The organism is Ruegeria sp. N4 (assembly GCF_056531425.1).
In genome coordinates this window covers 50,194-76,159 of sequence record NZ_JBQFLT010000006.1, presented here as the reverse complement: position 1 = coordinate 76,159, position 25,966 = coordinate 50,194, and the positions used below count along the sequence as shown (strand labels likewise).

At 59.8% G+C, this 25,966-nt stretch carries 25 protein-coding genes; 18 read left to right on the top strand and 7 right to left on the bottom strand.

What is annotated here, in order from left to right; genetic code table 11:
- Positions 1-30 precede the first annotated feature (30 nt).
- Genes ACR0LW_RS11185 through ACR0LW_RS11175 form a run of 3 tightly spaced genes read left to right on the top strand, consistent with a single transcriptional unit; the run spans position 31 to position 3,678 of the window.
- A complete protein-coding gene (locus tag ACR0LW_RS11185) occupies positions 31-1,068 on the top strand; it encodes a quaternary amine ABC transporter ATP-binding protein (protein WP_480871704.1) in 1,038 nt (345 codons plus the stop codon).
- Positions 1,061-2,650 (top strand): ABC transporter permease, encoded by a 1,590-nt coding sequence (locus ACR0LW_RS11180; RefSeq protein ID WP_480882679.1) that lies wholly within the window; start codon positions 1,061-1,063, stop codon positions 2,648-2,650. Before ACR0LW_RS11185 ends, ACR0LW_RS11180 begins: the two co-directional genes overlap by 8 nt.
- 53 nt (positions 2,651-2,703) lie before the next feature.
- The gene (locus ACR0LW_RS11175; protein WP_480882678.1) at positions 2,704-3,678 is read left to right on the top strand and encodes an arginase family protein; all 975 of its coding nucleotides are present in this window, start codon (positions 2,704-2,706) and stop codon (positions 3,676-3,678) included.
- On the opposite strand, the gene speB is transcribed toward ACR0LW_RS11175, so the two are convergent.
- Together speB and ACR0LW_RS11165 are read right to left on the bottom strand one after the other, a co-directional pair.
- On the bottom strand, positions 3,675-4,643 hold the full coding sequence (gene speB, locus ACR0LW_RS11170; protein ID WP_480882677.1) for an agmatinase: 969 nt from the start codon (positions 4,641-4,643) through the stop codon (positions 3,675-3,677). The two genes, ACR0LW_RS11175 and speB, sit on opposite strands and share 4 nt — an antisense overlap.
- Positions 4,644-4,712: 69 nt before the next feature.
- Positions 4,713-6,233 carry a trimethylamine methyltransferase family protein gene (locus ACR0LW_RS11165; RefSeq protein ID WP_480882676.1) on the bottom strand — a complete coding sequence of 507 codons (1,521 nt, stop codon included), beginning with the start codon at positions 6,231-6,233 and terminating at the stop codon, positions 4,713-4,715.
- Positions 6,234-6,418: 185 nt separating this feature from the next.
- On the opposite strand from ACR0LW_RS11165, the gene ACR0LW_RS11160 reads away from it, so the two are divergent.
- The 3 genes from ACR0LW_RS11160 (at position 6,419) to ACR0LW_RS11150 (ending at position 11,019) form a co-directional block, all read left to right on the top strand.
- Positions 6,419-8,854, top strand: a complete 2,436-nt coding sequence (locus ACR0LW_RS11160; RefSeq protein WP_480882675.1) for a GcvT family protein — start codon at positions 6,419-6,421, stop codon at positions 8,852-8,854.
- Between the two features lie 127 nt (positions 8,855-8,981).
- Positions 8,982-9,956, top strand: coding sequence for a LysR family transcriptional regulator (locus ACR0LW_RS11155; protein ID WP_480882674.1), 975 nt, complete (start codon positions 8,982-8,984; stop codon positions 9,954-9,956).
- A gap of 82 nt (positions 9,957-10,038) precedes the next feature.
- Positions 10,039-11,019, top strand: coding sequence for a sterol desaturase family protein (locus ACR0LW_RS11150; RefSeq protein WP_480882673.1), 981 nt, complete (start codon positions 10,039-10,041; stop codon positions 11,017-11,019).
- On the opposite strand, the gene ACR0LW_RS11145 is transcribed toward ACR0LW_RS11150, so the two are convergent.
- Positions 11,006-12,037, bottom strand: coding sequence for a LacI family DNA-binding transcriptional regulator (locus ACR0LW_RS11145; protein WP_480882672.1), 1,032 nt, complete (start codon positions 12,035-12,037; stop codon positions 11,006-11,008). The two genes, ACR0LW_RS11150 and ACR0LW_RS11145, sit on opposite strands and share 14 nt — an antisense overlap.
- A gap of 135 nt (positions 12,038-12,172) precedes the next feature.
- On the opposite strand from ACR0LW_RS11145, the gene ACR0LW_RS11140 reads away from it, so the two are divergent.
- The 11 genes from ACR0LW_RS11140 (at position 12,173) to ACR0LW_RS11090 (ending at position 21,181) form a co-directional block, all read left to right on the top strand.
- On the top strand, positions 12,173-12,358 hold the full coding sequence (locus ACR0LW_RS11140) for a hypothetical protein (protein ID WP_170451648.1): 186 nt from the start codon (positions 12,173-12,175) through the stop codon (positions 12,356-12,358).
- Positions 12,359-12,382: 24 nt separating this feature from the next.
- Positions 12,383-13,528 (top strand): TRAP transporter substrate-binding protein, encoded by a 1,146-nt coding sequence (locus ACR0LW_RS11135; protein ID WP_170451646.1) that lies wholly within the window; start codon positions 12,383-12,385, stop codon positions 13,526-13,528.
- Positions 13,529-13,639: 111 nt separating this feature from the next.
- Complete coding sequence (locus tag ACR0LW_RS11130; RefSeq protein ID WP_480882671.1) at positions 13,640-14,152, top strand: TRAP transporter small permease; 513 nt, start codon at positions 13,640-13,642, stop codon at positions 14,150-14,152.
- Positions 14,153-14,163: 11 nt separating this feature from the next.
- Positions 14,164-15,492: a TRAP transporter large permease gene (locus tag ACR0LW_RS11125; protein ID WP_170451642.1), complete on the top strand. Its 1,329-nt coding sequence runs from the start codon at positions 14,164-14,166 to the stop codon at positions 15,490-15,492.
- Positions 15,493-15,504: 12 nt separating this feature from the next.
- Positions 15,505-16,812: a histidinol dehydrogenase gene (hisD, locus tag ACR0LW_RS11120; RefSeq protein WP_480882670.1), complete on the top strand. Its 1,308-nt coding sequence runs from the start codon at positions 15,505-15,507 to the stop codon at positions 16,810-16,812.
- Positions 16,805-17,566 (top strand): SDR family NAD(P)-dependent oxidoreductase, encoded by a 762-nt coding sequence (locus ACR0LW_RS11115; protein WP_480882669.1) that lies wholly within the window; start codon positions 16,805-16,807, stop codon positions 17,564-17,566. Before hisD ends, ACR0LW_RS11115 begins: the two co-directional genes overlap by 8 nt.
- On the top strand, positions 17,563-18,540 hold the full coding sequence (locus ACR0LW_RS11110) for an alcohol dehydrogenase catalytic domain-containing protein (RefSeq protein ID WP_480882668.1): 978 nt from the start codon (positions 17,563-17,565) through the stop codon (positions 18,538-18,540). The genes ACR0LW_RS11115 and ACR0LW_RS11110 overlap by 4 nt, the downstream gene beginning before the upstream one ends.
- A 23-nt stretch (positions 18,541-18,563) precedes the next feature.
- A complete protein-coding gene (locus tag ACR0LW_RS11105) occupies positions 18,564-18,974 on the top strand; it encodes a universal stress protein (RefSeq protein WP_170517663.1) in 411 nt (136 codons plus the stop codon).
- 49 nt (positions 18,975-19,023) lie between these two features.
- Positions 19,024-19,530 carry a sulfopyruvate decarboxylase subunit alpha gene (comD, locus tag ACR0LW_RS11100; RefSeq protein WP_170451631.1) on the top strand — a complete coding sequence of 169 codons (507 nt, stop codon included), beginning with the start codon at positions 19,024-19,026 and terminating at the stop codon, positions 19,528-19,530.
- On the top strand, positions 19,527-20,081 hold the full coding sequence (gene comE, locus ACR0LW_RS11095) for a sulfopyruvate decarboxylase subunit beta (RefSeq protein ID WP_170630348.1): 555 nt from the start codon (positions 19,527-19,529) through the stop codon (positions 20,079-20,081). The genes comD and comE overlap by 4 nt, the downstream gene beginning before the upstream one ends.
- A complete protein-coding gene (locus tag ACR0LW_RS11090; protein ID WP_480882667.1) occupies positions 20,081-21,181 on the top strand; it encodes an alpha-hydroxy acid oxidase in 1,101 nt (366 codons plus the stop codon). The genes comE and ACR0LW_RS11090 overlap by 1 nt, the downstream gene beginning before the upstream one ends.
- Before the next feature lie 11 nt (positions 21,182-21,192).
- Here ACR0LW_RS11090 and ACR0LW_RS11085 read toward each other — a convergent pair whose 3' ends face one another.
- Entirely contained in the window at positions 21,193-22,293 is a 1,101-nt protein-coding gene (locus tag ACR0LW_RS11085) for a Hint domain-containing protein (RefSeq protein ID WP_170734480.1), read from the bottom strand.
- Positions 22,294-22,610: 317 nt separating this feature from the next.
- Between ACR0LW_RS11085 and ACR0LW_RS11080 the strand changes: the two genes are divergently transcribed.
- Complete coding sequence (locus tag ACR0LW_RS11080) at positions 22,611-24,014, top strand: MATE family efflux transporter (protein ID WP_480581745.1); 1,404 nt, start codon at positions 22,611-22,613, stop codon at positions 24,012-24,014.
- 5 nt (positions 24,015-24,019) lie between these two features.
- On the opposite strand, the gene ACR0LW_RS11075 is transcribed toward ACR0LW_RS11080, so the two are convergent.
- The 3 genes from ACR0LW_RS11075 to ACR0LW_RS11065 form a co-directional block, all read right to left on the bottom strand.
- The gene (locus ACR0LW_RS11075; RefSeq protein ID WP_480882666.1) at positions 24,020-25,117 is read right to left on the bottom strand and encodes a M56 family metallopeptidase; all 1,098 of its coding nucleotides are present in this window, start codon (positions 25,115-25,117) and stop codon (positions 24,020-24,022) included.
- Entirely contained in the window at positions 25,104-25,499 is a 396-nt protein-coding gene (locus tag ACR0LW_RS11070) for a BlaI/MecI/CopY family transcriptional regulator (RefSeq protein WP_170451622.1), read from the bottom strand. The genes ACR0LW_RS11075 and ACR0LW_RS11070 overlap by 14 nt, the downstream gene beginning before the upstream one ends.
- Before the next feature lie 65 nt (positions 25,500-25,564).
- A complete protein-coding gene (locus ACR0LW_RS11065; RefSeq protein ID WP_480882665.1) occupies positions 25,565-25,966 on the bottom strand; it encodes a DUF2160 domain-containing protein in 402 nt (133 codons plus the stop codon).

Below are 25,966 nucleotides of genomic sequence, written 5' to 3'. Positions count from 1 at the left end.
CCTGGCGAAACCGCGCCTTATGGGGGGCAAATGGACGAATCTGTCGTTAAACTTGAACATGTCTGGAAAATCTTCGGTAACCGCGCGCCCGAAGCCATGGAGGCCGTCCTGAAAGAGGGTCTGACCAAAGCGCAGGTTCTGGAGCGTTTTGGCTGTGTGGTCGGCGTGCAGGACGCCAGTTTCGAGGTCTCGCGCGGCGAGATTTTCTGCATCATGGGCCTTTCGGGATCGGGCAAATCCACTCTGGTCCGGCACGTGAACCGCCTGATCGAACCCACGGCGGGCAAGATTGAAATTCTGGGCAAGGATGTATCAGCCATTTCCGAAACAGAACTGCGCCGCATTCGCGCGCAACAGATCGGAATGGTGTTTCAGCATATGGCGCTGATGCCGCATCGCTCTGTCCGCGATAACGTGGCCTATCCGCTGGAAATTCGCAAAGTGTCGAAGTCCAAACGCTGGGCGGTGTCAGATCACGCATTGGGCCTTGTGGACCTGACCGGTTATGAAGACCGCCTGCCCAAAGAGCTGTCCGGCGGGATGCAGCAACGCGTGGGGATCGCGCGGGCGCTGGCCTCGGACCCTGAGATTTTGTTGATGGATGAACCGTTCTCGGCACTGGACCCGTTGATCCGCCTGCAATTGCAGGATCAGTTCAAGGCACTTGTGGCGCAGCTGAAAAAGACGACGCTGTTCATCACCCATGACCTGGACGAGGCCATTCGCATCGGCCACCGCATCGCCATCATGAAGGACGGCGTGATCGTTCAGATCGGCACGCCCGAAGATATCGTGATGAACCCAGCAGACGACTATGTGCGCGAGTTTGTGCAGGGCATCTCGAAGCTGAAACTGGTCAAGGCGCATTCGATCATGGAGCCGGTCGCCAGCTATTCCGGTCCGCTGGATGGCGCGCCGCGTGCAGATGAAGGGGCCGATCTGGATCAGTTGATCGATCTGGCCGTGAATACCGATATGCCGGTGGTCATCACCGACGCGGGCGCGGATGTAGGCGTCGTGACCAAGCCGCGCTTGCTGCGCGGAATTCAGGGGGGCAAAAATGACTGATGCAGCCATGGAAATGAAGGTCACCGCCGCCTCGGATATCGAAGTCGACCGCGAGACGCTGGATCGCTCGATCCACGAATTCGCTGGGCCAAACGGAGACTATTACGTCAACGCGTTTCACAAGATCCACGACGCGACCAGTGCGATCCCGAACACCTTCAACCTGTGGGCCGCCGTGCTGGGGCCGTTCTGGTCGGCGTCGCGCGCCATCTGGGGTATGTTCTGGACCTTCCTGATCCTCGAAATCATCGCCTGGGTCCAGATCGGGCGCGGAGCCTGGGGCAATCCGGGCGCGGATTTTGCCGACCGGGCGGCGCGTCAGCAGGAACGCGCGGACGAGTTGCTGGGTCGGGCTGCCGAGGCGACCGAGCAGGCAGATATCGACCGTTTCACCAAACTGGCCGAGAATATCCAGAAAGCGGCGGACACAAGCCTTGAGCGTGCGCTGGCCGCGCAGTCCGAGGCGACGGGCATCCTGATCACCGGGCTCTTGATGCTGTTGGTTTTCAAGGTGGTTCAGGGCTTCTACGCCGACCGTGTGTACGAGAAACAGTATTCGAACTGGCGGATCAATCCGGACAGGACGGAAAGCGGGCGGTCCACGCGGAATATCGTTATGGGCGCGATCCTGATCGCTGCCATCGGGCCTCTGATCGTCTACAAGTTCACCGTGAACGCATCGCTGCCCTTGTTGGACGCCTTCCCGGAACAGGAGGTCTCGGCTGTCTTTTTGGGCGAGGATGGTGGGACGCTGTTCTCAGCGCTTGCCAGTTGGATGGAGGCGCAGATTGATGCCGCCGCAGCCGCCGGGGGCGATGTCTTTGACGGGATCGTCGCAGGTGTCCGATCCGTTCTGGATGCGCTGACCATTGCCCTGATCGGGTCGCCCTGGCCGGTGGTCATGTTGGTCATCTGCGTGACCGCCTGGCGGGCGGCTGGCCCTCGGGTCGCAATCTTCACGGCGGCGTCCTTGGCGTATATCGCGCTGTTGGGATACTGGGACGTGGCGATGGAGACGGTTGCGCTGGTGGGTGCAGCGGTGATCCTGTGCGTGGTGTTCGGCATTCCGCTGGGCATCTGGTTCGGTAAATCTCAGCGCGCCTATCGCGCGGCGGAACCGGTGCTGGACCTGATGCAGACCCTCCCCGCGTTCGTCTACCTGATCCCGATCATCGCCTTCTTTGGCACCGGCAACCCACCGGGCATTCTGGCCACGATCATCTTTGGCATGCCCCCCGTGATCCGCCTGACGGCGCTGGGGATGCGTGGGGTGCCTGAAAGCATCAAAGAGGCTGCGGTCGCCTTTGGAGCCTCGAAATGGCAATTGCTGAAGGATGTGGAGATTCCACTGGCCTTGCCCTCGATCATGACCGGGGTAAACCAGACCATCCTGATGTGCCTGTCGATGGTGGTGATCATCTCACTGATCGGCGGCGGGGGCCTGGGCAAGGAAATCCTTGAAGCGCTGCAATACGCGGCCAAGGGGCCGGGCCTGCTGGGCGGCTTTGCCATCCTGTTCTGCGCCATGGTCATCGACCGCATCGTGCAGGGTGCCTTCCGGCGAGAAGACGAGAAAATCTGAATGCAAACGCCCTCGGTTCCCGCCGGGGGCGTTTTTCTTTTAGGGAGAGCGGAATGGTAGATCGCTACGAACAATCCATGATGGATAATCTGTACTGGTGGGGTGTGCCGACGCTGTTTCGCTGCCCCAACACAGGCCCCGAGGGGCAGGACATCGCCTTGGTCGGCGTCCCGCATTCCACGGGTAACGGCACGACCGAGCGGGACCAGCATCTGGGGCCGCGCGCTTTGCGCCACGTCTCGGCCGTGCAGCGCAGGGTCCATTCCCTATTTCAGATCGACCCGTGGACCAGTGCGAAAATCGCGGATGTGGGCGACGTGCCCTTTCCCCGCGCCAATGACAACGAAGCCTGTATCGAGCAGATCACCAAGTTCTACAAAGACATTGACGCCGCCGGTGCGCGCCCGGTTTCCATTGGTGGCGATCACTCGATCACAGGCGGTATCGTTCAGGCGCTGGGCTGTGGCAAGCTGGCGGGGGGCGAGCCGGTGAGCTTCCTGCATCTCGATGCCCACACGGATGTGTTCACCAAGGTGGACCACTTTCTGGGCGCAAAGAAATCGGCGGCGCATTGGGGGGCGTATCTGGCCGATCAGGGGCAGGTTGATCCAAACCGGTCCATGCAGATCGGTCTGCGGGGGCATCCGCGCAGTCTGGACTGGCTCCAGCCATCTTATGACTACGGCTATAACATCGTCACGATGCGCGAGTTTCGGCAGCGCGGTCTTGCCGACGTGGTGGCGCAATCGCGCGAAGTGCTGGGCGACCGTCCTGTCTATATCACCTTCGATCTGGATTGCCTTGACCCGACCGTTGCGCCTGCGGTGTCCAATCTGGAACCCGGCGAGAAGGGTTTCGATATTGATGAGGCTGTGGGCCTTCTGCATGCCGCGCGTGGGCTGAACATCATCGGAGGCGACGTGGTCTGCATGATGCCTACGAAAGACAGCCCGAACAACATCACCGCGCTGACGGCTGCGGCGGTGATGTTCGAGATGATCTCGATGATTGCCGAAAACGTCAGCTAGCGCCGCGCATCCACGGCCTGCGCCAGCACACAGAGCAGTTCGAACATCAGTGAAATACCAAGCCATGCCGTACCCCCGTTTGGATCGAACGGGGGTGCGACCTCGACCAGATCGGCGCCGACAAGGTTCACGCCGGACATCTGGCGAATGACCTGCTGCGCCTGAAAGCTGTTGGGTCCGCCGATTTCGGGTGTGCCTGTGCCGGGGGCGTAGGTCGGGTCGACAAAGTCTATGTCATAGGTGCAATAGGTCGGGGCTGTGCCGACAATCTGTCGGACCTCGGCCATGACATCATCGATGCCGCGGTCGAACAGTTCCTCGATGCGGATAATACGAATGCCTTGCGCCTCGCCCCACTCGATATCCTCGGTATTGTAGGCGGTGCCGCGAATGCCGACTTGCACAAAGCGTTTCGGATCGACCAGACCTTCTTCGACCGCGCGGCGGAACGGGGTGCCGTGGGTGAATTTGTGGCCGCCGAAATAGGTGTCGAACAGGTCGGTATGGCTGTCGAATTGGATCAGACCCAGCGGACCGGATTCTGCCAAAGCGCGCAGGACGGGCAGGGTGGTCAGGTGATCCCCGCCAGCGGTAAGCGGCGTAACGCCATCCGACACAAGACGACCGTAGAAGCTGGTCACGCGATCCAGAGTGTCGTCAATGTCGACCGGATTGGGCGCAACATCGCCCAGATCGGCGCAGTTCACCAAGGAAAACGGGCTGACGCCGGTGACCGGGTTCATGGCGCGGATCATGGTGGAATAGTCGCGCAATTGCCGGGGGCCATGCCGCGCGCCGGGTCGGTTTGTAGTGCCACCGTCCCATGGGATGCCGACCAGCGCCAGATCGACGTCTTTGTATCGCTCATGCTCGGGTGTCAGGTTCGGCAGGCGCATGAAGGTTGGAACACCCGCAAAGCGGGCAAGGTCCATCGCCGATACCGGTTGAAAAAATGCGTCTGCCATGGTTCCCCCTGATCCGTGTCGGTGTGACCCTAACCGGCTGGCGGTGTGTCGCCAATCCATAGATTGCGGTCAGTAGAGAATACGAAACCGCTTGCGAATCTCTGCATCCTGCTCGGGCGTCAGATAGGTGGGGTGATGGGTTTGCAAGGTCTCGATGGCTTGTTCGCGGGCGTTGGTCCAGGCGTCCTTTGCGCCGTCCTCTTGCCACGTGCGCGGCTCGGTTCGATCTGCAAGGGCCGGGTAGAAATAGTCCCGCTCCATCGCTTCATAAGTATGAGAACTTCCGAGGAAGTGACCATCACCCAAAACCGACTGGCAGATCGCCTCGAAGCCCAGATTTTCCTCGGTCACTTCGATCCCCCGCAGCGCACGATAGGTGTGAGAGTGCATTTCGTTGTCCAGCACAAAGGCTTCAAAACTCGCACCCAATAGCGACGCGGTCATGCCCGAGCTTTCATAGATCAGGTTGCCGCCCGCCAAAGCCGCCGCCAGCGAGGTCATGCCCTTCTCAACCCCATATTGCGCGTCAATGGCCTTGGCGTCCGTCATCGAGGCCGCAACGCCCGAGGGCAGGCCCAGCCAGTTGATGATCTGGGCCGAGGCCGCGTTCAGGATGGCGGTCTCGCCACTGCCGCCCGCAAATGCCCCGGTCCGCAGATCCACGATGAAGGGCCAGTTGGAAAACACCATGGGAAAGCCGGGCTGGATCGTATTGACCATCACCAGACTGGCCAGTGTCTCGGCCAATGATTGCGCCAGAAACCCGGCCAGCGTTGCAGGGGCCGTCGCCCCGGCCTGCGCGGCGGTGATGCAGGACATCGGGATGTTGTGCCGGACGCATTCATAAACCACGTCCACCGCATCTTCACCGTATCGCAACGGAGAAATTACGGGACTGATATGCGCCTTCAGAAACGGCCGTTCGGAAAATGCGCCGGGGCCACCTGCGGCAATGTCCAAAAGCGAGACAATAGGTGCGACATGCTCGGCCAGAGTGAACGATGTCGCGACGGGTTTTGTGGTGTTTTTGACCAGCGCGTAAGCGGTGTTCACGTCCAGATCCAAAACATCGGGTACATCTGTCGCGACGCAGCAACGGGTGAACCAGCTGACATTGGCCAGCGTGTCCTGCAGGCGGGTGAAATCATGCAGATCGGCAAGGGTTGAGGGGCGATAAACACCGCTCTCAAGGTCCAGCGTCTGGACCGCAGCCCCTCCGGTTCCGAAAAACACCCGATTGCCACCGACTTCGATCGAACGGGCCTCGTCCCGCCCATGCAGGGTGAAAGTTTTTGCCGCCGTGTTGATTGCACGTTCGACCATCGCGCGCGGGAACAAAACGCGGTCATGTTCAGCCTCCAACGCGCCTGCTGCCAGCAGGTCCTTGCGCAAACGATCCGGGACTTCGCCCATGCCAAGCGTTTCCAGCAGACGAAGCGCGGTGTCGAAGATCCGGGAAATCTCACCCTCGGTCAGCGGCTTGTAGAAACCGCCAACCTGACCGGGCGCGCAGGGGTCAACCTCGGGCTTGGCCGCGCGTTGGGCATGACGGGCCTTGCGACCGCTTCTTCTGTTTCCGTCCGATGCCATGCGCGGGGCGCTCCTCCGTCGTGTCTGGTCCCACCGTAAAACTCACATATCGCGGCCCGCAAAACCAGAAATCAGCCTTTTGAAATCTAAAACCACAGTTTCGATTTTTTCAAAGCAACAAAAGGCGCGTTGCTGAGAGATCCGGTTTGTCCCCACCATCTGACCGACGCAGGAAGGAGCGCGCGATGAAGTCACGCACAAAGGTCGTTGTGATCGGAGGGGGGATCGCCGGGTGTTCCACCCTGTACCATCTGACGCAGGAAGGGTGGAACGATGTGGTTCTGGTTGAACGGAACGAACTGACATCGGGCACCACATGGCATTCTGCCGCGCAAGTGACGAATTTCGGCATGAACCAGACGATGGTCGGGCTGAAATCCCACTCGATCCGGCTGTATAAAGAGCTGGCAGAAGATCCCGATTACCCGATCAACTACCACCACGGTGATGGCGGCATTCGGCTGGCCAATACCGAGGCGCAAATGCAGGGTTATCGCCACTTCGCCTCGATGGCGCGGGGGATGGATGTGCATTTCGAGGTGATCGATGCCGAGGAATGCGCCCGCAGGCACCCTTTGATTTCCACAGATAACCTGATCGGCGGGCTGTGGGACCCTTTGGATGGTGATATTGACCCGGCGCAACTGTGTCAGGCTTTGGCGCGTCGTGCCCGGAAAGCAGGGGCCGAGGTTTATCGCAACACGCCTGTGATCGGATTGATCCAGCACAGCGACGACACCTGGACCGTGAAGACAGAACATGGCGAAATCGACTGCGATATCGTCGTGAATGCCTGTGGCTATCGTGTGAACGAGGTTGGCGCGATGATGGGGGTGCATCATCCGGTTTCCTCGATGGAGCATCAGTATTTCCTGACGGAAGAGATCGCGGCCATTCGCGATGCCGGCCACCGAATGCCGCTGCTCAGATGTCCGATCAGCGACTATTACTGCCGTCAGGAAAAAAATGGCCTATTGGTCGGTTTCTATGAGCAGGATTGCAAAACCTGGGGCATGGACGGGATCGATCCCAATTTCGTCAATGCCCTGTGCCCCGATGATCTGGACCGCGTAACGGACGTTCTGGAAGGCGCTTTTGCCCGGATGCCTGCCTTGATGGAGGTCGGTATTCACACGGTCGTCAATGGCCCGATCACCTACACGATAGACGGCGCGCCGTTGGTCGGGCCGATACCCGGCAAGCGCAACGCGTTCTGCATCATCGGGCTACGCGCCGGGTTGGGCGAGGGTGGTGGGCACGGTTGGCTGCTGGCCCAGCAGATCGTGCATGGTGAGGCCTGCTATGACACATGGTGCCTCGATCCGCGTCGGTTCACCGGGCACGCGAATGTCGAACTCACGGCGCTGAAGGCGATTGAGGACTATCAAAACGAATTCAGGTTTCATTTTCCGCACGAACACCGCCCTGCCGGTCGCCCGGCCAAGACCACGCCGTTGACTCCGGTTCTGGCTGCGGCTGGCGCCGAATTTACGGTGGTGAACGGATGGGAACGTGTCGATTACATAAAACCCAGTTCTGAGTTTGAGCCGACCTTGGGCTTCGATTTTGACGAAACGTTCGACGTTGTCGCCGCAGAAGTGCAGAACGTGCAGACAAATGTCGGACTGGCCGAGGTAAACGGGTTCAACCGGATCGAGATCACCGGCGCGGATCGCCATGCCTTTCTGGATCGCATGTTCTGCGGCACGGTGACGAAACGCGAAGGACGCGTCGGGCTGGGCTATCTGCTGAACCATCACGGCATGATCAAGGGTGAGGCGACGGTTGCGAACCTGCCCGCCAGTGATCGCGGCCCTGCGCGGGTCTGGTACGGCTCGGCGGCGGCTAGTGAGTTTCATGATATGGACTGGCTGACCCGACATCTGCGCACGGACGAGGATGTGCATCTGAAAAGCCTGACCAATGACCAGACGATCCTTGTGCTGGCGGGCCCGAACGCGCGCGCGGTTCTGTCCGCCTGCGCGCGGGGTGATTGGTCGGCGGACGCCTTCCCGTGGCTTAGCGTGCGAGAGTGTTTCGTGGGCATCGCACCCGCGACGGTGATGAATATCAGTTTCTCGGGTGAACTGGCCTATGAGATTCACGTGCCCAACGCTTCGCTTTATGCCGCATACCTTGCCTTGCAACAGGCAGGTGCCGCGTTTGACATGCGCCTGTTCGGGGCACGAGCGGTTGACTCGATGCGAATGGAGAAGGGATTTCTGCACTGGAAAGCCGACCTGATCACCGAATTTGATCCATATGAGACGGGATTGGCCCGTTTTGTGAAACCGCAGAAGGGTGAATTCATCGGGCGAGAGGCATTGGCCCAGCGACACGCCAGGGGGCCATTGAAATGTCTTGTGACCCTTGCGGTGAACGCCACCCATGCCCCGGCGCATGGGGGCGCGTCGGTGATGCAAGGGGACCGTGTGGTGGGGACGGTGACGTCGGGCGAGTGGGGGCACCGGACGGGATTGAACCTGGCCTATGCCTTTGTCGATGCGGCCTTGGCCAGCGTCGATACCACGTTTGACATCGACATGTGCGGAACGCGGGCCGAGGCCAGGATCATCGCCCCGTCCCCCTATGATCCACAGTTCGAGCGGATGCGCAGCTAGGCGAAAACGGCCCGATTTTTGCCCAGCCGCGCCGCATTCGGTGGCCGAACTCCGAATTGAACATTGCCGATCCGACGATTCTCTGTTTCGATTTTACCGAAAGAACGGGGCCGGAGGAGGCGCGCCTATGTCGAAATCGCTGAGCCTGCGCTGGCTGGAGGTGTTCCAGTTGATTGCCAAATCCGGGTCCATCCAACAGACGGCCTCGGAAACTGGGTTGTCGATCAGCACCGTCTCGAACCATTTGCGCAGTCTGGAAACCGCGTTGGGGATTGATCTGGTCGACCACACCCGACGCCCCATGAGCCTGACCCCCGCCGGAGAGGTGTTTGCCCGCTATGTGCGCGAAGGTCTGACCGTGTTGAAACGGGGTGAGGCGGAAATCCGATCCGGCAACTGGCTGCACGCGACCTCTTTGCGGTTGGCGCTGATCGACGATTTCGACAATCAGGTCGCGCCTGAGCTGTTTCGCTATCTCGCCCAAACCCTGCCGCGATGCAATTTCCGCCATTTCACCCGCCCCAGCCACGAAATCATCGCGAAACTGCAGGAACACAAACTGGATGCAGGCGTCGCGACCCGGCCACCGGGCAAGACCGATGGGCTGGTCGAATACCCGCTGCTGCGGGATCCGTTCATTGTCATTCTGCCCAAGTCCTTCGGCGGATCGATTGAGGATGTGCTGAAACCCGACGCGGACCTGCCTTTCCTGCGCTATTCCCGCGATTATACCATCGGGAAGCAGATCGAGATTCAGTTGACGCGCAGCAAATACAACCTGCCCAACCGGTTTGAGCTGGAATGCAATCAATCCATCGTCGGGCTTGTGGCCGAAGGCAGCGGGTGGGCCGTGACCACGGCGGCCAGTTTTCGGCGCGCGCGGCGGTTTCATGACAGCATTGATGCACAGCCCTTCCCGGGCCGGAATTTTGTGCGCACCGTGTCCCTGTTCACTACGGATGTGTATCCCAGATCGACCTCTCTGCTGATCCACCGTGTTCTCGGTAAACTGATCCAAACCAATTATTGCGACCCTATCGGCGCAAAACACCGCTGGATGGAGAACGAGTTCAGAACCTTGCCCAGCGGGGTCGACGGTTAGCGCGGGCGCATGAAGACTAGCCCTTGGTGCAGGGCGTCGCTTCGTGCCACACTGATCGGGTCATCGCACCGGGATCGCGCTTATGTCTGACGCAAAGCTTAAAGGCTGGAACCACATGCCCGAGGTTCCGATACAGGTCTCGCCCTTTTTCACCTGGCCGCTCAGGCCGGTTCGGATGCTGCGCTGGGTCTGGGACTCTTGGCTGCTGATCTCGGAAAAGCTGATTATCCTGCTGATTTCCTGCGCCTGTTACCTGTGGCTCAGCCCATCCTTGGCAGAGACGACGCAGTTGCAGTTCGGTTGGATCGCGCAAATCTACGTTCGCAATCTGGTGCTGATCTTTTGCATCGCCGGGCTGCTGCACCTGTGGTTTTATAGGTATTCGGCCCAAGGCGATCGGCTGAAATACGACCCCCGGCCCCTGATGCTGAAGGGTAAACAGTTCACTCTGGGCGGTCAGGTGCGGGATAATGTGTTCTGGACGCTCGGTTCCGGTGTATTCTTCTGGACCGCTTACGAAGTGCTGATGTTCTGGTCGATGGCAAACGGCTTTGTCCCGTATGTCAGTTGGGCTGCAAACCCGATCTGGTTTGTTGCTATCTTCCTGCTGATCCCACTATGGGAGAGCTTTTATTTCTACTGGATCCACCGGCTGATCCACATTCCGTTTCTGTATAAACGCATCCATTCTGTCCATCACAGGAACGTCAATGTGGGGCCGTGGTCCGGCCTGTCGATGCACCCGGCAGAGCATGCGATTTATCTGGGGTCCGTCCTGATCCATTTCGTCATCGGCGCGCATCCGCTGCATATTATCTTCCACCTGCAATATTACACTCTGACAGCGGTCACGACGCATACCGGGTTTCAGGGGCTGGTGATCAAAGACAAAAACCGGCTGGCGCTGGGCACGTTCCATCATCAGATGCATCACCGGTATTTCGAATGTAACTACGGCTCGCTCGAGATGCCGTGGGACAAATGGTTCGGCTCGTTCCACGATGGCACCGTCGAGGCGAACGAAAGGATGCAGAAAAGGCGCAAGTCGATTATGGGAAAGTAGCTTGCGCTGGCCCCAGCGACTGGCGGGTGACGACGGTGGTGTCCAACCGCAGCGATGTCCCGGAAGATCGTGTTTCGACCATATCGATAAGTTCGGATGCGGCTTTGCGGCCCATCTCTCGGTGGGGGACGTGCACGGTTGTCAGTGATGGGGTGATGATCCGTGCAAGCTCGATATCGTCAAACCCTGTAATGGAAACCTCATCCGGGATTGAGATACCCATTTTCTGCGCCTGCCGCACCGCACCAACGGCCAGCACGTCATTGCCGCACAACACGGCGGTCGGACGCTGGGGCAGGGACATCAGCCGCCCGAAGGCGTCGGCGCCGTTTTCGATTTCGTAGGTCGTCTCGACCACCGACAGAGAGGTCTCGGGCAGGCCATTTGCCCGCATCGCATCCCGTATCCCTTCGATTCTGAACCGCGCCCGGTCATTGCCTTTGGTAAGCGCGGATATGGCGGCAAGGCGCGTATGGCCCAGTTTTATCACCTGTTCCGCCAAGGCCTGCATCGCCTGACGGTTGTCAAACCCGACCGACGGGGCGCTTTGGTTCGGGGCAAATGACCAGGCTACGACCACCGGAACTTTCTGCGTTTCCAGATAGTCGAAAATGCGTGGATCGCGGTCATGTCCGATCAGCAACAGCCCGTCCGCGCCGCGCGCGACAAGGGTGCGGATCTGCTCTTCTTCGGCTTCTGGCTGATAGGCAGAACTAGAGACCAGCAGGGTGTAGCCCTGGCTGTGAATTTCTTCCTGAAAGGCCTGTAACCCTCTGGCAAAGATTGCGTTTTCCATGGTTGGAATGATCGCGCCTATTGTGAATGAACGCTTGGCCGCCATGACACGCGCCGCGAAGTTCGGCGTATATCCAAGGTCTGAAACCGCCGTCATCACCCGGGCGCGGGTCGCTTCGACCACACGCTGCGGATTGTTCAGGCATCGCGACACCGTTGCCGTGGACACACCCGCCTTTTTGGCGACGTCATCCAGGGTTGGCGCGGAATGGGGTTTTGGCATCTTCAAACTCAGGTTTCGATTTCTCTTAACTCTACCCCGTTCCAAGCGCATGTGAAAGCATCAATGTAAGCGCTTGCATTTGTGATGTAAGCGCTTACAAATGGAGTTGGACCGATTCTATAAGGAGTCCCGGAAATGTTTCTTGCAGCCTCGATTGTCGTATTCGTCATCTACTTTGCGAATGTTGCGTTGGGTGCTTTCTCGAACGCAGCGTTTCTTGGGGATGTCGGAGAGATGTTGGTCCTGTTCGCGGCGTCGATCCTGTTCGTTGTCGCAATTCTGAAAAAGGAGGCCGACCGGGACACCGAAAACGGCGGCTGAATTTTTTGCTTGGGAGGGCAATTTATGAACAACGACAAGAACGAGCTGGCGTCCGCAGAACGTCGCAATTTTCTGAAACTCAGCGCCAGTGGGGCGTTCACGGCGGCGCTGGTCGCAGGGGCAGGCGGGGTGCTTTGGTCGTCCGAGGCCGCAGCACAGACCGCCAAGGAAGAAAGCGAGCGGGAAAAGGCAGCCGATCACGTGATGACCATCGCGACGGCCTATGTGCTGGGCGCATCGCGCAGCTATCCGATCATGCAGCTGGACCTGAAGGAAAACATCCAGAACGCTACCAACGGCAAGGTTTACGTGAAACTGGCGCCGGGTGGCCAGTTGGGTGCGGGCGGCTCGCTTGTGCAGAAGGTGCAGGGCGGAACCATTCAGGCCGCGCAGCACTCGCTGTCGAACTTTGCGCCGTTTGCTTCGACCGTCGACCTGATCAACATGCCGTATCTGTGTGGCTCGAACCAGCGGTTCACCAACCTGGTCCATTCGGACACCTGGAAGAACGAAGTGCATCCCAAGGTCGAGGCTGCGGGCTTCAAGGCGCTGTTCTATGTCGTTATCGACCCGCGTGTGGTTGCGGTGCGTCAGGGCGGCGATGCCGTTCTCACCCCGGGCGATATGAGCGGTATCAAGTTCCGCGTGCCGGGCTCGAAAATGCTGCAGCAGTATTACCGCATGGTCGGTGCCAACCCGACGCCGGTGGCATGGGGTGAGACCCCCTCGGCCATTAAACAGGGTGTGGCGGATGCGCTTGACCCGTCCGTGGGCGCGCTGTTTGTCTTTGGCTTCAAGGACATCCTCAGCCACGTGACCTTTACCCAGGCAGTGCCGGACAGTCAGGTCTATTCCTGTAACCTGGAATGGTTCAACTCGATGCCCGCCGATGTGCAGGAAGGCATCATGTGGGGCTCGGAAATGACCAGCCACCAGAATCTGTCCAAGGTGCCTTCTGCGCGCGCCTATGCCATGGCGGAACTGAACAAGGCGGGCGTGCAGTTCCACTCGCTCAGCGACGATCAACTGGCCGAATGGCAGGACGCAGGCGGCTATCAGAACGCCGACTGGGATCCGTTCAAGACCGAGCTGGCCGGGTCGATGGACAACTTCGAGAAGCTTGTCGAAGCGGCCGGTACGCAGGGCAAATACTACGTCCACGACGCATAATGCGATCTAGGCGGGTGCGCTGCGGCGCGCCCGTTTGCTCCACAATAAGCAGCATATTTAAGCGGTTAGCGTGACTGCCTTCTGAAGTGCTGCCAAGAATTGGGACCGGACATGACTGTACTTCAGAAAATAGACCGGGATGCCGAGCGCTGGCTGCTGCTGGTGTTCTACGTGATGCTGGTCATCACCATGGCAATCGAGGTTCTGCGGCGCGAGATTTTCGCCTATTCCTCGATCTGGGGCGAAGAGATCGTCCGGTATTCCTTTATCTACCTCGCCTGGATCGGGGCCGCGGCCGCGGTCAAAGAACGCGCGCATATCCGCATCGATGTGATCATGCATTACCTGCCGCAGCGGCCCAAGGCACTGCTGTATATCTTCGGTGATCTGGTGATGTTCGTTGTGGCGGTTATCGCGCTCTACTGGTCCTACGAGGCGGTGCATGTCTCGGCCAAATTCGGATCGGTAACGGATGGTTTGCGGGTCTCGAAGGTCTGGTTCCTGATGGCCGTTCCGACCGGTTTTGCGCTGATGATCTGGCGCTTGATGCAATCCCTGATGCGCGATCTGAAATCCCTTCGCGACGGTACCCCCGTCTTCGAAGGCGACAAGCTGTTTGACTGAGGAGACCCGCAATGCTCTGGAATTCCCTCAATCAAACCGTTGAACTTGGCTGGGATTTTTACCTGCCTGTCATTCTGTTCGTTGGCCTGATCGCCATGGCCGTGCCCGTCTGGGCCGCCATTGGCACTGCCGCGATCGTCATGCTGGTCATGTCCGGCGACCTGCCGCTGAGCCTTGTGGGCGAAAGCCTGTTCACCGGCATCGATGCCTTTGCCCTGACCGCCGTGCCGCTGTTCATCCTGACCGGAGACGTGCTGGTTCGCACCGGTCTGTCGCGAAAATTCCTGGACGTGGCCGAAGCACTAACTTGCTTCGCAAAGGGCGGTTTCGGATCAGCCACCGTTCTGGTCTGCGGCATGTTCGCGGCGATTTCAGGCTCGGACGCGGCGGGGGCCGCCGCCGTAGGCCGGATGACCATCAACCGTCTGGTCGAAAGCGGCTACCCGCGCCCTTACGCCTGCGCGCTGGTGGCAGCAGGGGCCTGTACCGGCATCCTGATCCCACCATCGATTGCCTATATCATCATTGGCCTAGTGCTGGGGATTTCGGCCTCGACGCTGTTCCTTGCGGCACTGATCCCTGGCTTGGCCATTCTGGTCTCCATCCTGATCACCAACATCATCATGAACCGCCTGTATGCCTACGAAGGCGGCGGCATGATGACGATGGGTGAGTGGCTGGCCAATCTGGGCAAGGCCCTGAAATCCGGCTGGTATGCTTTCATCGTGCCGGGCATCATCTTCTACGGAATCTTCTCGGGCCGTTTGACGCCGACCGAGGCAGGGGCGACCGCAGTTGTCGTCACCATTATCATGGGCTTCATCCTACGCACGCTGACGCTGGCTGATTTCCCATCGATGCTGGTCAGCTCAGCCAAGGTGAACGGGGTGATCCTGCCGATCATCGCCTTCTCGGCCCCACTGGCCGAGGCGCTGGCGATCATGGGTGTGCCGCAGGGCTTTGTGACATCCGTGACCAACCTGACCGACGATCCCTACCTGCTGATCCTGCTGATGATCGGCATCCTGATCGCCGCAGGCTGTGTGATGGAGACGACACCGAACATCGTGATCCTTGCGCCGATCCTGAAGCCGCTGGCAGACAATATCGGCATGAACGAGATTCAGTTCTGCATCATGATGATTACTGCGCTTGGCGTGGGTTTCATCACCCCGCCGCTGGGTCTGAACCTGTTCGTAGTTTCGGGCATTACCGGAGAGTCGATCCTGAAAATCGCCGCTCGCGCTGTGCCCTTTGTACTGACCATGCTGATCGTGGTGATCCTGATCGCCTATGTACCAGCCGTTTCAACCACTTTGCTTCCTGCAATCTACCAATAGGATCTGCTGAATATGCCGCGTGACTATTTGAAAAAGGCAACCCTGACGGCGCAATCGCATGCGTCCGAGGTTCACGATACGGTCAAGACCATTCTGTCCGATATCGAGGTGGGTGGCGATGCCAAGGCGCTGGAATACGCCGCGAAGTTCGACAAGTTCGAGGGTAACGTTCTGATGACTCAGGACGAGATCGACGCCGCCATCGCGCAGGTGCCGGAGAAGCTGAAGGCCGATATCCGCTTTGCCCATGACAACGTGCGCCGCTTTGCCGAAACGCAAAAGGCCACTGTGTCGGATGTGCAGACCGAGATCGTGCCGGGCGTTGTCGCGGGGCAAAAAGCCATCCCCGTGGATGCGGCAGGGTGCTATGTGCCCGGCGGGCGCTACAGCCACATCGCCAGCGCGATCATGACGGTGACGACCGCCAAGGTAGCCGGGTGCCGCCACATCACGGCCTGTTCGCCTCCGCGTCCGGGTGAGGGTGTGGCCCCTGCGATTGTCTATGCCGCGCATATCTGCGGGGCCGACAGTATTCTTGCAATGGGCGGTGTGCAGGGCGTGGCCGCGATGACCTATGGTCTGTTCGGCTTGCCACGCGCGAATATCCTTGTGGGGCCGGGCAATCAGTTCGTGGCCGAGGCAAAGCGTATTCTCTATGGCAAGGTCGGCATCGACATGATCGCGGGACCGACGGACAGCCTGATCCTTGCCGATAGCAGCGCAGATGCGCATGTGGTCGCGACCGATTTGGTCAGTCAGGCCGAGCATGGCTATAACTCGCCCGTCTGGCTGGTGACCGATGATCGTGCGTTGGCGCAAAAGGTGATGGAGCTTGTGCCCGCGCTGATCGAAGACCTGCCGGAACTGAACCGCGAAAACGCATCCGCCGCGTGGCGCGACTATGCTGAGGTGATCGTCTGTGCAGATCGCGAGGAAATGGCCGCATGTTCCGACGACTATGCGCCTGAACACCTGACCGTCCAGGCCGAGGATCTGGATTGGTGGCTGAACCGTTTGACCTGCTATGGTTCGCTGTTTCTGGGTGAGGAAACCACCGTGTCCTATGGCGACAAGGCCACCGGCACCAACCACGTTCTGCCCACCTCGGGCGCGGCCAGCTACACCGGGGGCCTCAGCGTCCATAAGTATATGAAGATCGTGACATGGCAGCGGGCAACGCGCGAAGGGTCCAAGCCTATCGCAGTCGCAACTGCGCGCATCTCACGTCTGGAAGGGATGGAAGGCCACGCCCGTGCCGCTGATGTGCGGCTGGCCAAGTATTTCCCGGATGAGCAATTCGACCTGACCGCAGATGGATGACCCACGTTCGCTCTTTGACCTGACAGGGCGCGTGGCCTGCGTCACCGGCGCAAGCTCGGGGCTGGGGCGACGGGTGGCTTTGGTACTGGCGCAGGCCGGGGCCAAGGTGGTCGGCGTCGCGCGGCGGGCCGATGCGTTGTCTCAACTATGCGATGAGATCGGGGCAAATGCTGCCGCAGTAACTGGCGATGTTGCGGATCGAGGGAATATGGGGGCTTTGGTCGCCGAAATCTCTTCCCCCTTCGGCCCGCCTGACATCATCGTCCACGCCGCCGGGGTGAACACGCGCGAGGCGGCGGATGATGTGACGGGGCAGGGATGGGATGCGACTCTGGCCCTGAACCTGAGCGCACCGTTTTTCCTCAGCCAGGCCATGGTGCCCGCGATGAAGGAAAAAGGCTGGGGCCGGATCGTGAACTTTGCCTCGCTGCAAACAACACGGGCCTTTCCGGGTGGCATCGCCTATGGCGCGACCAAGGCCGGGATCGGGCAGTTGACCCGCGCCATGGCCGAGGCATGGTCGCCGCACGGCATCACCGCCAACGCCATCGGGCCGGGGTTCTTCCCGACCGAACTGACGCAGGCCGTGTTCGACGACCCGGAGCGCGCCGCGCGAAACGCCGCACAGACTTGCATCCAACGCAATGGGCGGATGGAGGATATGGACGGGCCGATCCTGTTTCTGTGCTCGAAGGCCTCGGATTATGTCACCGGGCAAATCCTCATGGTGGACGGGGGGTTCACAGCGAAATGAAAGCGCTTGTCTATGAAGGTGTCGAACAGGTTGTGCATCGTGAGGTGCCGGATGCCGTGCCGGAATTTGGCGAGCATCTGATCCGGGTTGAGGCGGTTGGCATCTGTGGCTCGGACATGCATGCCTATCTGGGGCATGACGCTCGACGCCCCGCGCCGTTGATCCTGGGCCACGAAGCCGCAGGCGTGATTGTCGGCGGTCAGCGCGATGGCGCGCGCGTGACGGTCAACCCTCTGGTCACCTGCGGGGGCTGTCCCGCCTGCAGGTCGGGTCGGGAAAACCTGTGCCCAAACCGCCAGATCATTTCGATGCCCCCGCGCGAAGGGGCTTTTGCGCAATATGTCACCATGCCAGACCGCAATCTGGTCGAGGTGCCCGAGGATGTGCCGCTAGGCAAGGCCGCTTTGGCCGAACCTCTGGCGGTTAGCTGGCATGCGGTTCGGCTGGCCATCGCAGCGCTGCATCCGGCAAGCGAAAAGCGCGCCCTGGTGCTGGGCGGCGGCGCAATTGGGCTGGCCGCTGCGCTGGCGTTAACCGCGATGGGCGTCGAAGAGGTCACTCTGGCCGAACCGAATCCGGGGCGGCGGGACTTTCTGCTGAGGCTTGGCCTGCGCGTTGTCGACGGCGTCATAGGAACCTATCCGATCGTGATCGACGCGGTCGGCTTTGCAGCGACCCGTGCGACCGCCTCGGCCTGCGCCGAACCCGGTGGCGTTATAGCTCATGTCGGTTTGGGTGAGGATACGGGTGGCTTGGACATTCGCCGCATGACCCTGCAAGAGGTCACGTTCATCGGAACCTACACCTACACCGCCGAAGATTTCCGCCAAACGGCGCAGGCCATTTTCGACGGCCGTCTTGGCCAGCTGGACTGGACCGAAGCGCGACCCTTGTCCCAAGGCGCTCAGGCGTTTCGCGATCTGCGCTCTGGCGCGGTTGCCGCGCCAAAGATTATCCTGGACCCGTGGCAATAGACCGGGCTGAAAAGGAGTTTGATATGTATAAGAAAGTTCTTGTCCCGATGGCGCTGGATCACGGCATTTCGCAGCACACGCTCGAGGTTGCCCGCGCGCTGTCCGAAGAGGGGGCCGAGATCGTCGCCCTGCATGTCTACGAGATGCCGCAGGGCTCGGTCAGCGCATATCTCGACAAGGCGGCGGTCGCCGAAGGATTTCAGCGCGCCCGTCTGGAGTTGCTGAAAAAGGTCGAAGGGCTGGACGGTGTGACCGCTGAGATCGTGAAGGGCCACACCGCGCGGACAATCATCGACTATGCCGGCAGCAACGATGTGGATTGCATTGTCATCGGTTCTCACAAGCCCGACCTCAGCGACTATTTCCTGGGATCGACCGCGTCGCGCGTCGTTCGCCATGCCCCCTGCGCCGTGCATGTGCATCGCGGGGGCTGAATTCCTCAAACGCGCCTATCGCGCCCCAATCAGGACCAAAAGCCGGACCATGAACATAGACAAGAAGATCACTGACGATCTGGTGGCGAACGATATCTCGTTCGTGACCACCGTCCCCTGCAAGCAACTGGCCGGGGTGATAGAAGAGATCGACCAACGCGACGGCATCTTCCACATCCCGTCAAACAAGGAAGACGAGGGGATGGGCCTGTGCGCCGGTGCCTGGATGGGCGGCAAACGCCCGGCCATCATCATGCAGAACACCGCCATCGGCGTGACGATCAACACGCTGGCGACGCTGATCCAGTATTACCGGATGCCGCTGCCCATGCTGATCTCGTATCGCGGAGAGCTGCGCGAGCCTGTGGCCTGCCAGGTCGAGATGGCTGTGCACACCAAAGCGCTGTTGGCGCAGATGAACATCCCGACCTACCATTTCCACAAACAATCGGATGTCGAAGAGCTCGACATGATCCTGAAATACACCTTCATGTGCAACAAGCCGGTCGCCATCCTGACCGATGCCAATTTCTGGGGAGGCTATGGCGACCAATGATCCGTTCCGAGATTCTGAAAGAAATCGCCCCAATCCTGCGTGACCAACTGGTGGTCTGCAATATCGGCATCCCCAGTCAGGAACTGCACGCCATCGACGATCAGCCGACCAACTTTTATATGCTGGGCACGATGGGGCTGGCTTCGTCCATCGGTTTGGGGCTTGCGCTGTCGCAACCGAAACCGGTGATTGTGATCGATGGGGATGGCTCGATCCTGACCAATCTGGGCACGTTGCCGACCATCGCCAACAACGTGGCGGATAACTATATCCTGCTGATTGTCGACAATGGCTCGTACGGGTCGACCGGGGATCAGCCGACCTATGCAGGCCAGAAGACCTCGTTGACGAAAATGGCACAGGCCGCGGGCTGTGAACGCGTGATTGAATGCGCCGCCGAAGACACGGGCCGTGTGCTGCAAGAGGCGCTGGATGCCAAGCAGATGACCATCATCGTCGCCAAATGCGAAAGCGGCAACGCCAAGATGCCGGTTATCACCATGGATCCGGTGGTGATCCGCGACCGTTTCATGAAGGCCGTACAGGCCTGATGGGCGCAAGCGCCATTCACTGCGCCGAAGACGCCCGCCGCCTTGCGCGGCGGCGTTTGCCTTGGATGGTGTTCGACTATATCGACGGTGCTGCGGGGTCCGAAGTCGGGGCTGCGCGCAACCGCGCCGCAATGGATGCGATGACCCTGCGCCCGCGCATCCTGCGGGATGTGAGTGACCGTTCGCTCGGAAGCTCGGTTTTCGGCAAACCCGCGCAACGTCCCTTTGGCATTGCGCCCATGGGCATGTGTAACCTGTCCGGTCCGGGAGCCGACCTGATGCTGGCGCGGCTGTCTGCGCGATATTCGGTGCCCTTGGGGGTCTCGACTGTGGCCTCAACGCCCATGGAAGAGATGCTGGACGTGTCCGAAGGCAACGCCTGGTTTCAGCTGTATTTCAGTGGCGATGGGTCGGGGACCGCCAAGCTGGTGGATCGGGCCAAGGCTGCTGGGTACGAGACACTGGTCCTGACCGTTGACGTGCCCGAGGTCGGACGCAGACCGCGCGAATTGCGGCATGGGTTCCGTATGCCGTTCCGACTGGGTCCGCGTCAGTTTCTGGACTTTGCCCTGCATCTGCGCTGGTCCCTGTCGACCCTCGCAAGTGGCAAGCCTCAGATGGCGAATTTCCTGATGGAGGGCTACACCTTCGACCGAACCGAAAGCCGTGCCAAAGCCGATTGGGACACACTGGCAAGGCTCAGGGATCAATGGCAGGGGCATCTGGTCGTCAAAGGTGTTCTGGATGCCGAGGATGCAGTTGCTTTGAAAACAGCCGGTGTGGACGCAATTCAGGTCTCAAGCCATGGGGCCCGGCAATTGGAAAGCGCACCGGCCCCGTTCTCGGTTCTGCCCGACATTCGCGCGGCGGTCGGTGAAGACTATCCGTTGTTCTACGACAGCGGGCTGCGGTCCGGCGAAGATGCGTTGAAGGCAATCCGGAACGGCGCTGATTTCACCTTCTTTGGGCGCATTCTGCAATTCGCCATAGCCGCCGGGGGCGAGGCGGGTCTAAACCAGCTTTGGCAGGTGCTGAGCGATGAGATGAGCATCGCCATGGCTCAGATCGGGGCGACACGGGTCGCGCGATCAACCGAGTAGGGCACCATGTATCAGACCAAGGACCGGTGGTTTTTGAGGTGCCGCTGCACCATGTTGCGGACCTGTCGCCCTTTCGAGGGGATGCGCCGCGCAGAGTGTGCCACGTAGCCCGGCAGCCGTAGGAACGGGAACAATTCTAAGATTTCGGCGCGGGCGGCGGACGGCAGGCTGCGCATGGTTTGCGGACCGGTTAACAGGCTTTCTGACGGTGCGCCTTCGGCAAAGACGACCTCATGCCGGTCAAACAGCATGTGGTAATAGGTGACCTTCCTTGCGGTGTCTTCGCAATCAATGCCCGGCAGTTCGGTCAGCATATGCGCAGGCACCAACACCTCGGCCGCGTCGAACATCCGCGTGGCGATGGGGGAGCGGACAAGCATCCGGTGCTGCGGCGATACAAGCAGATCGCGACGGGGCAAACCGCTGCCCAAAGCGCCAGCTTCAATCCGTATCGGCCTTAGCTTGGGTTTGGCGGCCAAAGCCGCCTGATCCAACTGGCACGCGCCAATCCAGCGGATGGGCTGATCACTGTGATCGGCAGTGCAGACCAGATCACCGGCGGACAGAGATTCAATCGGTTTTGGTCCCTCAGGGGTCGTGATCAGGGTGCCAGCGACAAAACAGGGCACGTCGATGATCGCGGTTGGATCTGACGTGTCAGGCGCGTTGGTTGGCGTGACATTGACCACCTGGATGTCATAAGTGACCCCCGGATCCAACGGTTCGGACGTGATGTAGCCAACCAGCGTGCCTTCGATTTCAACGGCATAAACCGTGATGTTGTCGCCACCGGGTACCGTCAGGATATAGGATTCCTCAAGATAGATGTCACCGCTGCCAAAAGTGGTCGAACCGTCCAGACTGGTCACAATACCTGTCTGTGTTGCGTCATCTCCGTTTTCGTTATTGAAGCGGTCCCCGTTGAAGATGGTGCCGTCATCCGGCAAAGGATTCGCGCCGTTCAGAATGGTGCCGCCTGCGTCGTCCTGAACATCAAAGACCCTGCGATCCGTGCCGGGGCTGTAGCTGGCCGCCAGTGTGATCGTATCCTGCCCGACAAAGTTCACTGAAATAACGTCCGGCGCGTAGCCGATATACGAGTAGTTCGCCATGACCTAACCCAAACCTCATCCCCTAACAAACCGCCCTGTCTCAATTCATTGATTAAGCCAGGGAGGTTGGCGTTCCCTTAACGGCACCAACCTGCGGCTGAGCTAGTGCGCCTTTGAGGCAATTTGTGGGCGCAGGCGATCAAAACTGGGTGAGGTGGCCAGAGTTTTGAAACGATCTGAAGCAGGTGCGCCAGTCCCCAAGTGATCAGACCCCTTTGGCGCAAAAACCTCACACAGCGGTTTCAGTTTGGATAAGGTGTTTCACATTGGGACCGTTTCGGAACACGATTGCAAAACCACAATAATGGGACAGAACCTTGGCCGATACTTCCCCGCGTGAGGCGGTGTTTCTGAACGGAAGCCTGATGCGGCATGTGACACGGATGTCACTGACAACCAGCATTGGTTTGATGGCGATTTTTGCCGTCGATTTCGTCGATATGGTTTTTATCTCGATGCTGGGCAATGACGCGTTGGCCGCAGCCGTCGGATATGCCGGGACGCTGCTGTTTTTCACCAACGCGATCAATATCGGCTTGTCTATCGCGGCCGGGGCGCTTGTCGCGCGCGAGCTTGGGGCAGGAAGGCCCGAACAAGCACGGCACTACGCATCCAGCGTGGCGACACTGGGCCTGATCGTCGGTTCAATTACCTCAGGTTTGGTATTGTTAAATATCAGCTTTTTGCTGTCATTGCTTGGCGCGGAAGGCGAGGTTTTGCGGCTGGCGACCCGCTATGTCTCGATCATTCTGCCAACCATGTGGGTTATGTCGATTGCCATGGCGGCAATGGCCGTTCTGCGCGCGCACGGGGATGCCAGACGGTCGATGATGGCCACGATCTATGGCGGGCTTGTCAACGCGGTGCTCGATCCGATCCTGATCTTTGGGGTTGGGCTGGGGCTGGACGGCGCGGCCATCGCCTCGGTCGTGGCGCGGGTGTGCATGTTGGCGGCGGCGTTGTGGCCCGCATTGCGTGTGCATCAGGGTTTTGCGCGCCCCTCGTTGAAACAGGTCGGGCGCGACCTTCGGCCTGTGCGTGCCATCGCGATCCCCGCTGTTCTGACCAATGTGGCAACGCCGATTGGCAACGCGATTGTCGTGCGTGAGATTGCTCAGTACGGGACAGATGCGGTCGCGGGTATGGCGGTGATCGGGCGATTGTTGCCGGTGGCGTTTTCGGTGATCTTCGCGCTTTCTGGCGCGATCGGGCCCATCATCGGCCAGAATTTCGGGGCCGAGAAGTTCGACCGGGTTCGCGCGGCCTATCTGGCAGGGATCAAATTCACGGCGATTTATGTCCTGGGCATGGCCGCAATCCTGTTTTTGCTGCGTGCCCCCATTGCGGATCTGTTTGTGGCGCAGGGCGAGACCCGCGTGCTGATCTACCTGTTCTGCGGGCCGCTGGCCCTGGCGTCGTTCTTCAACGGGGTGATCTTTGTTGCCAATGCCAGCTTCAACAATCTGGGCCACCCGGTCTATTCCACATGGATCAACTGGGGCCGCCACACGGTTGGAACCTGGGTGTTTGCGACCTTGGGCTCGTACCTTGCAGGCGCGCCCGGAGTTCTGCTGGGTCAGGCGTTTGGCGGCGTCATTTTCGCCGTCATCAGTTGGGTTATGGTGATGCGCGTGGTTTCGGGCCTGCAAAGATCTCAGGCGATTGAGCCATTTGCGGATCAAAACCGCCTTCACTCTCTATTCGGGCGGCGAGGGTGGTAACGGCGTCAGTTGCCCTGATTGCGGGCTTCCAGCCGCTCCAAATTCACGACCGTTGACAGCATGATGCGATCATGGCTCCAGTCTCCGGTCTGTTGGATCGAAGCGGATCCCAAGGCCAGCAAGGCCGCGAAGATCAGCGTCAGTCCCAGAAAGGCCACCGGCAAGGGCGCGGAAACGGTCGGAGTGTCGGTCAACGCGATGACCCGCTGTCGCAGCACGCGCTTGGCGTTTCCGCTTGTGACCATTGCGACATGCAACACACGGGGGCTGCCTTTGGCGACCGAACGTGCGCAGTAATCCAGCAAACACGTCGTGTAGTCCCTTGTATCAATCCGCTTGCGCGCGACAACCGACTGGTCGCAGGCCAGTTCGCGCAGGCGGTCGAACTGGTATTTCAGGATCAGATAAGCCGGGTTCCAGAACAGCAGGGGGCGCAGAAGTTCGAACCCCAACTCCCGCTCGACGTCGCCTGCGCGGATGTGCTGAAACTCATGCGCCAGTGCAAATCGCAGCTCGCGCGGGGTGTCCAGAAGGTGACTGGGCAAGACCACGTGGCGGCGGCGCAGACCGCGGACGGCGAAAGGAACGGTGATACGGTCGGACAGGCGGATATCGACCTTGTTGGATCGCCGCCAGAGAAAGCTGGACGTGACCGTGTCGCGGATCGCAAGCGCGTCGCGTGTGACACGTAAAGCCAGCAGGGCAGCGACGCATGCCAGCAGGGTCAACAGCACGGTAACGGCAGAGGATTGACCGGACAGCACCAGATCGACCCAACGCTCGCGCGTGTTCAGCAACGCTTCGAACTGGGTTGCAGGCATCGCAATGTCGCCGCGCAGATAGGCGGCCACCGCGATATCGCCAAGGGCAAACCCCCGATCAGGCCATGCCAGACTGGACAGTGCCGAAACGCCAAGCGCAAGGATCGGGCTGACCAGAACGCAAATACACAGCGCCTTGAACGCGTGCAGCTGCGAGATAAACCCGGTGCGCAGTGACGTGCGGGCCAGAGCCGCGCGGGCGATCAGCCAGATAAGGGCCGACAGGCCCAGCACGATGTTCATTTCCAGAAATGCGTCGAGTACCGGTTTAACCGCGGTCATTTTGCAGTCTCCTCTCTACCAGTGCTCGAATTTCCTCCAGATCGGTTTCGCTCAGACCTTCATCGTCGACCAGCCGGGCGACCAGTGAGGCGGGCGTGTTGTCAAACAACGTCCGCGACAGGTTCTGAAGTGAGCGTGCCTGATACCTGTCCTTGTCCAGAAGCGGTCTGTAGATCAGGGTCTTGCCGTCCTTGCGGCTTTCGACAAATCCCTTTTCGTCGAGAATACGCAGGATCGTGGCCCCTGATGTATAGGCCAGATTCCGTTCCGGGGGCAGGCGGTCCAATACATCGCGCACCGAGCCGTGACCAAGCGCCCAAAGCTCGTTCATGAACTCCAGTTCAACTTCGGTCAGCAGGTTTGTCGTTTTTTTCTTACGCATCGATCTCGGTGTCGTCATGATTGGTCTGCCTGTCAAACAAGCATCCTTTCGCTGTTTCGCAAAGCTTAAACTTTCCAGAAGACGAAAATGCCCCAACCGGTGGATAAGAAAAGCGGGGTCCAGACCGGTTGACCCACCAGGCCCAGCCAGGCCAGGAAGATATAGGCCGATCCAAGCAGGGTGATGAACAGGCGATCACCCAGCGTGGTTGTCAGCCCCAAAACCCCGCGCCGTTCGATCCCGTCGCGGTATTTGAAGCCTTCCAGAATACCGATCAGGGCGATGGCCGAGAAGATGCCGACAAACAGGGCCAAGGTCGCCGGGGTCCAGGCCATCCAGAAATCGGGCCACAGGGGATCGGTCCACGAAAAGCCTTTTTCCTCTTGCTGGCCGACACTGCTCCATCCGGATTGCTGGGCGACGGCCATAGAGGGCAAAAAGGGCAGGGTGAGAAGGAGTTTACGCAT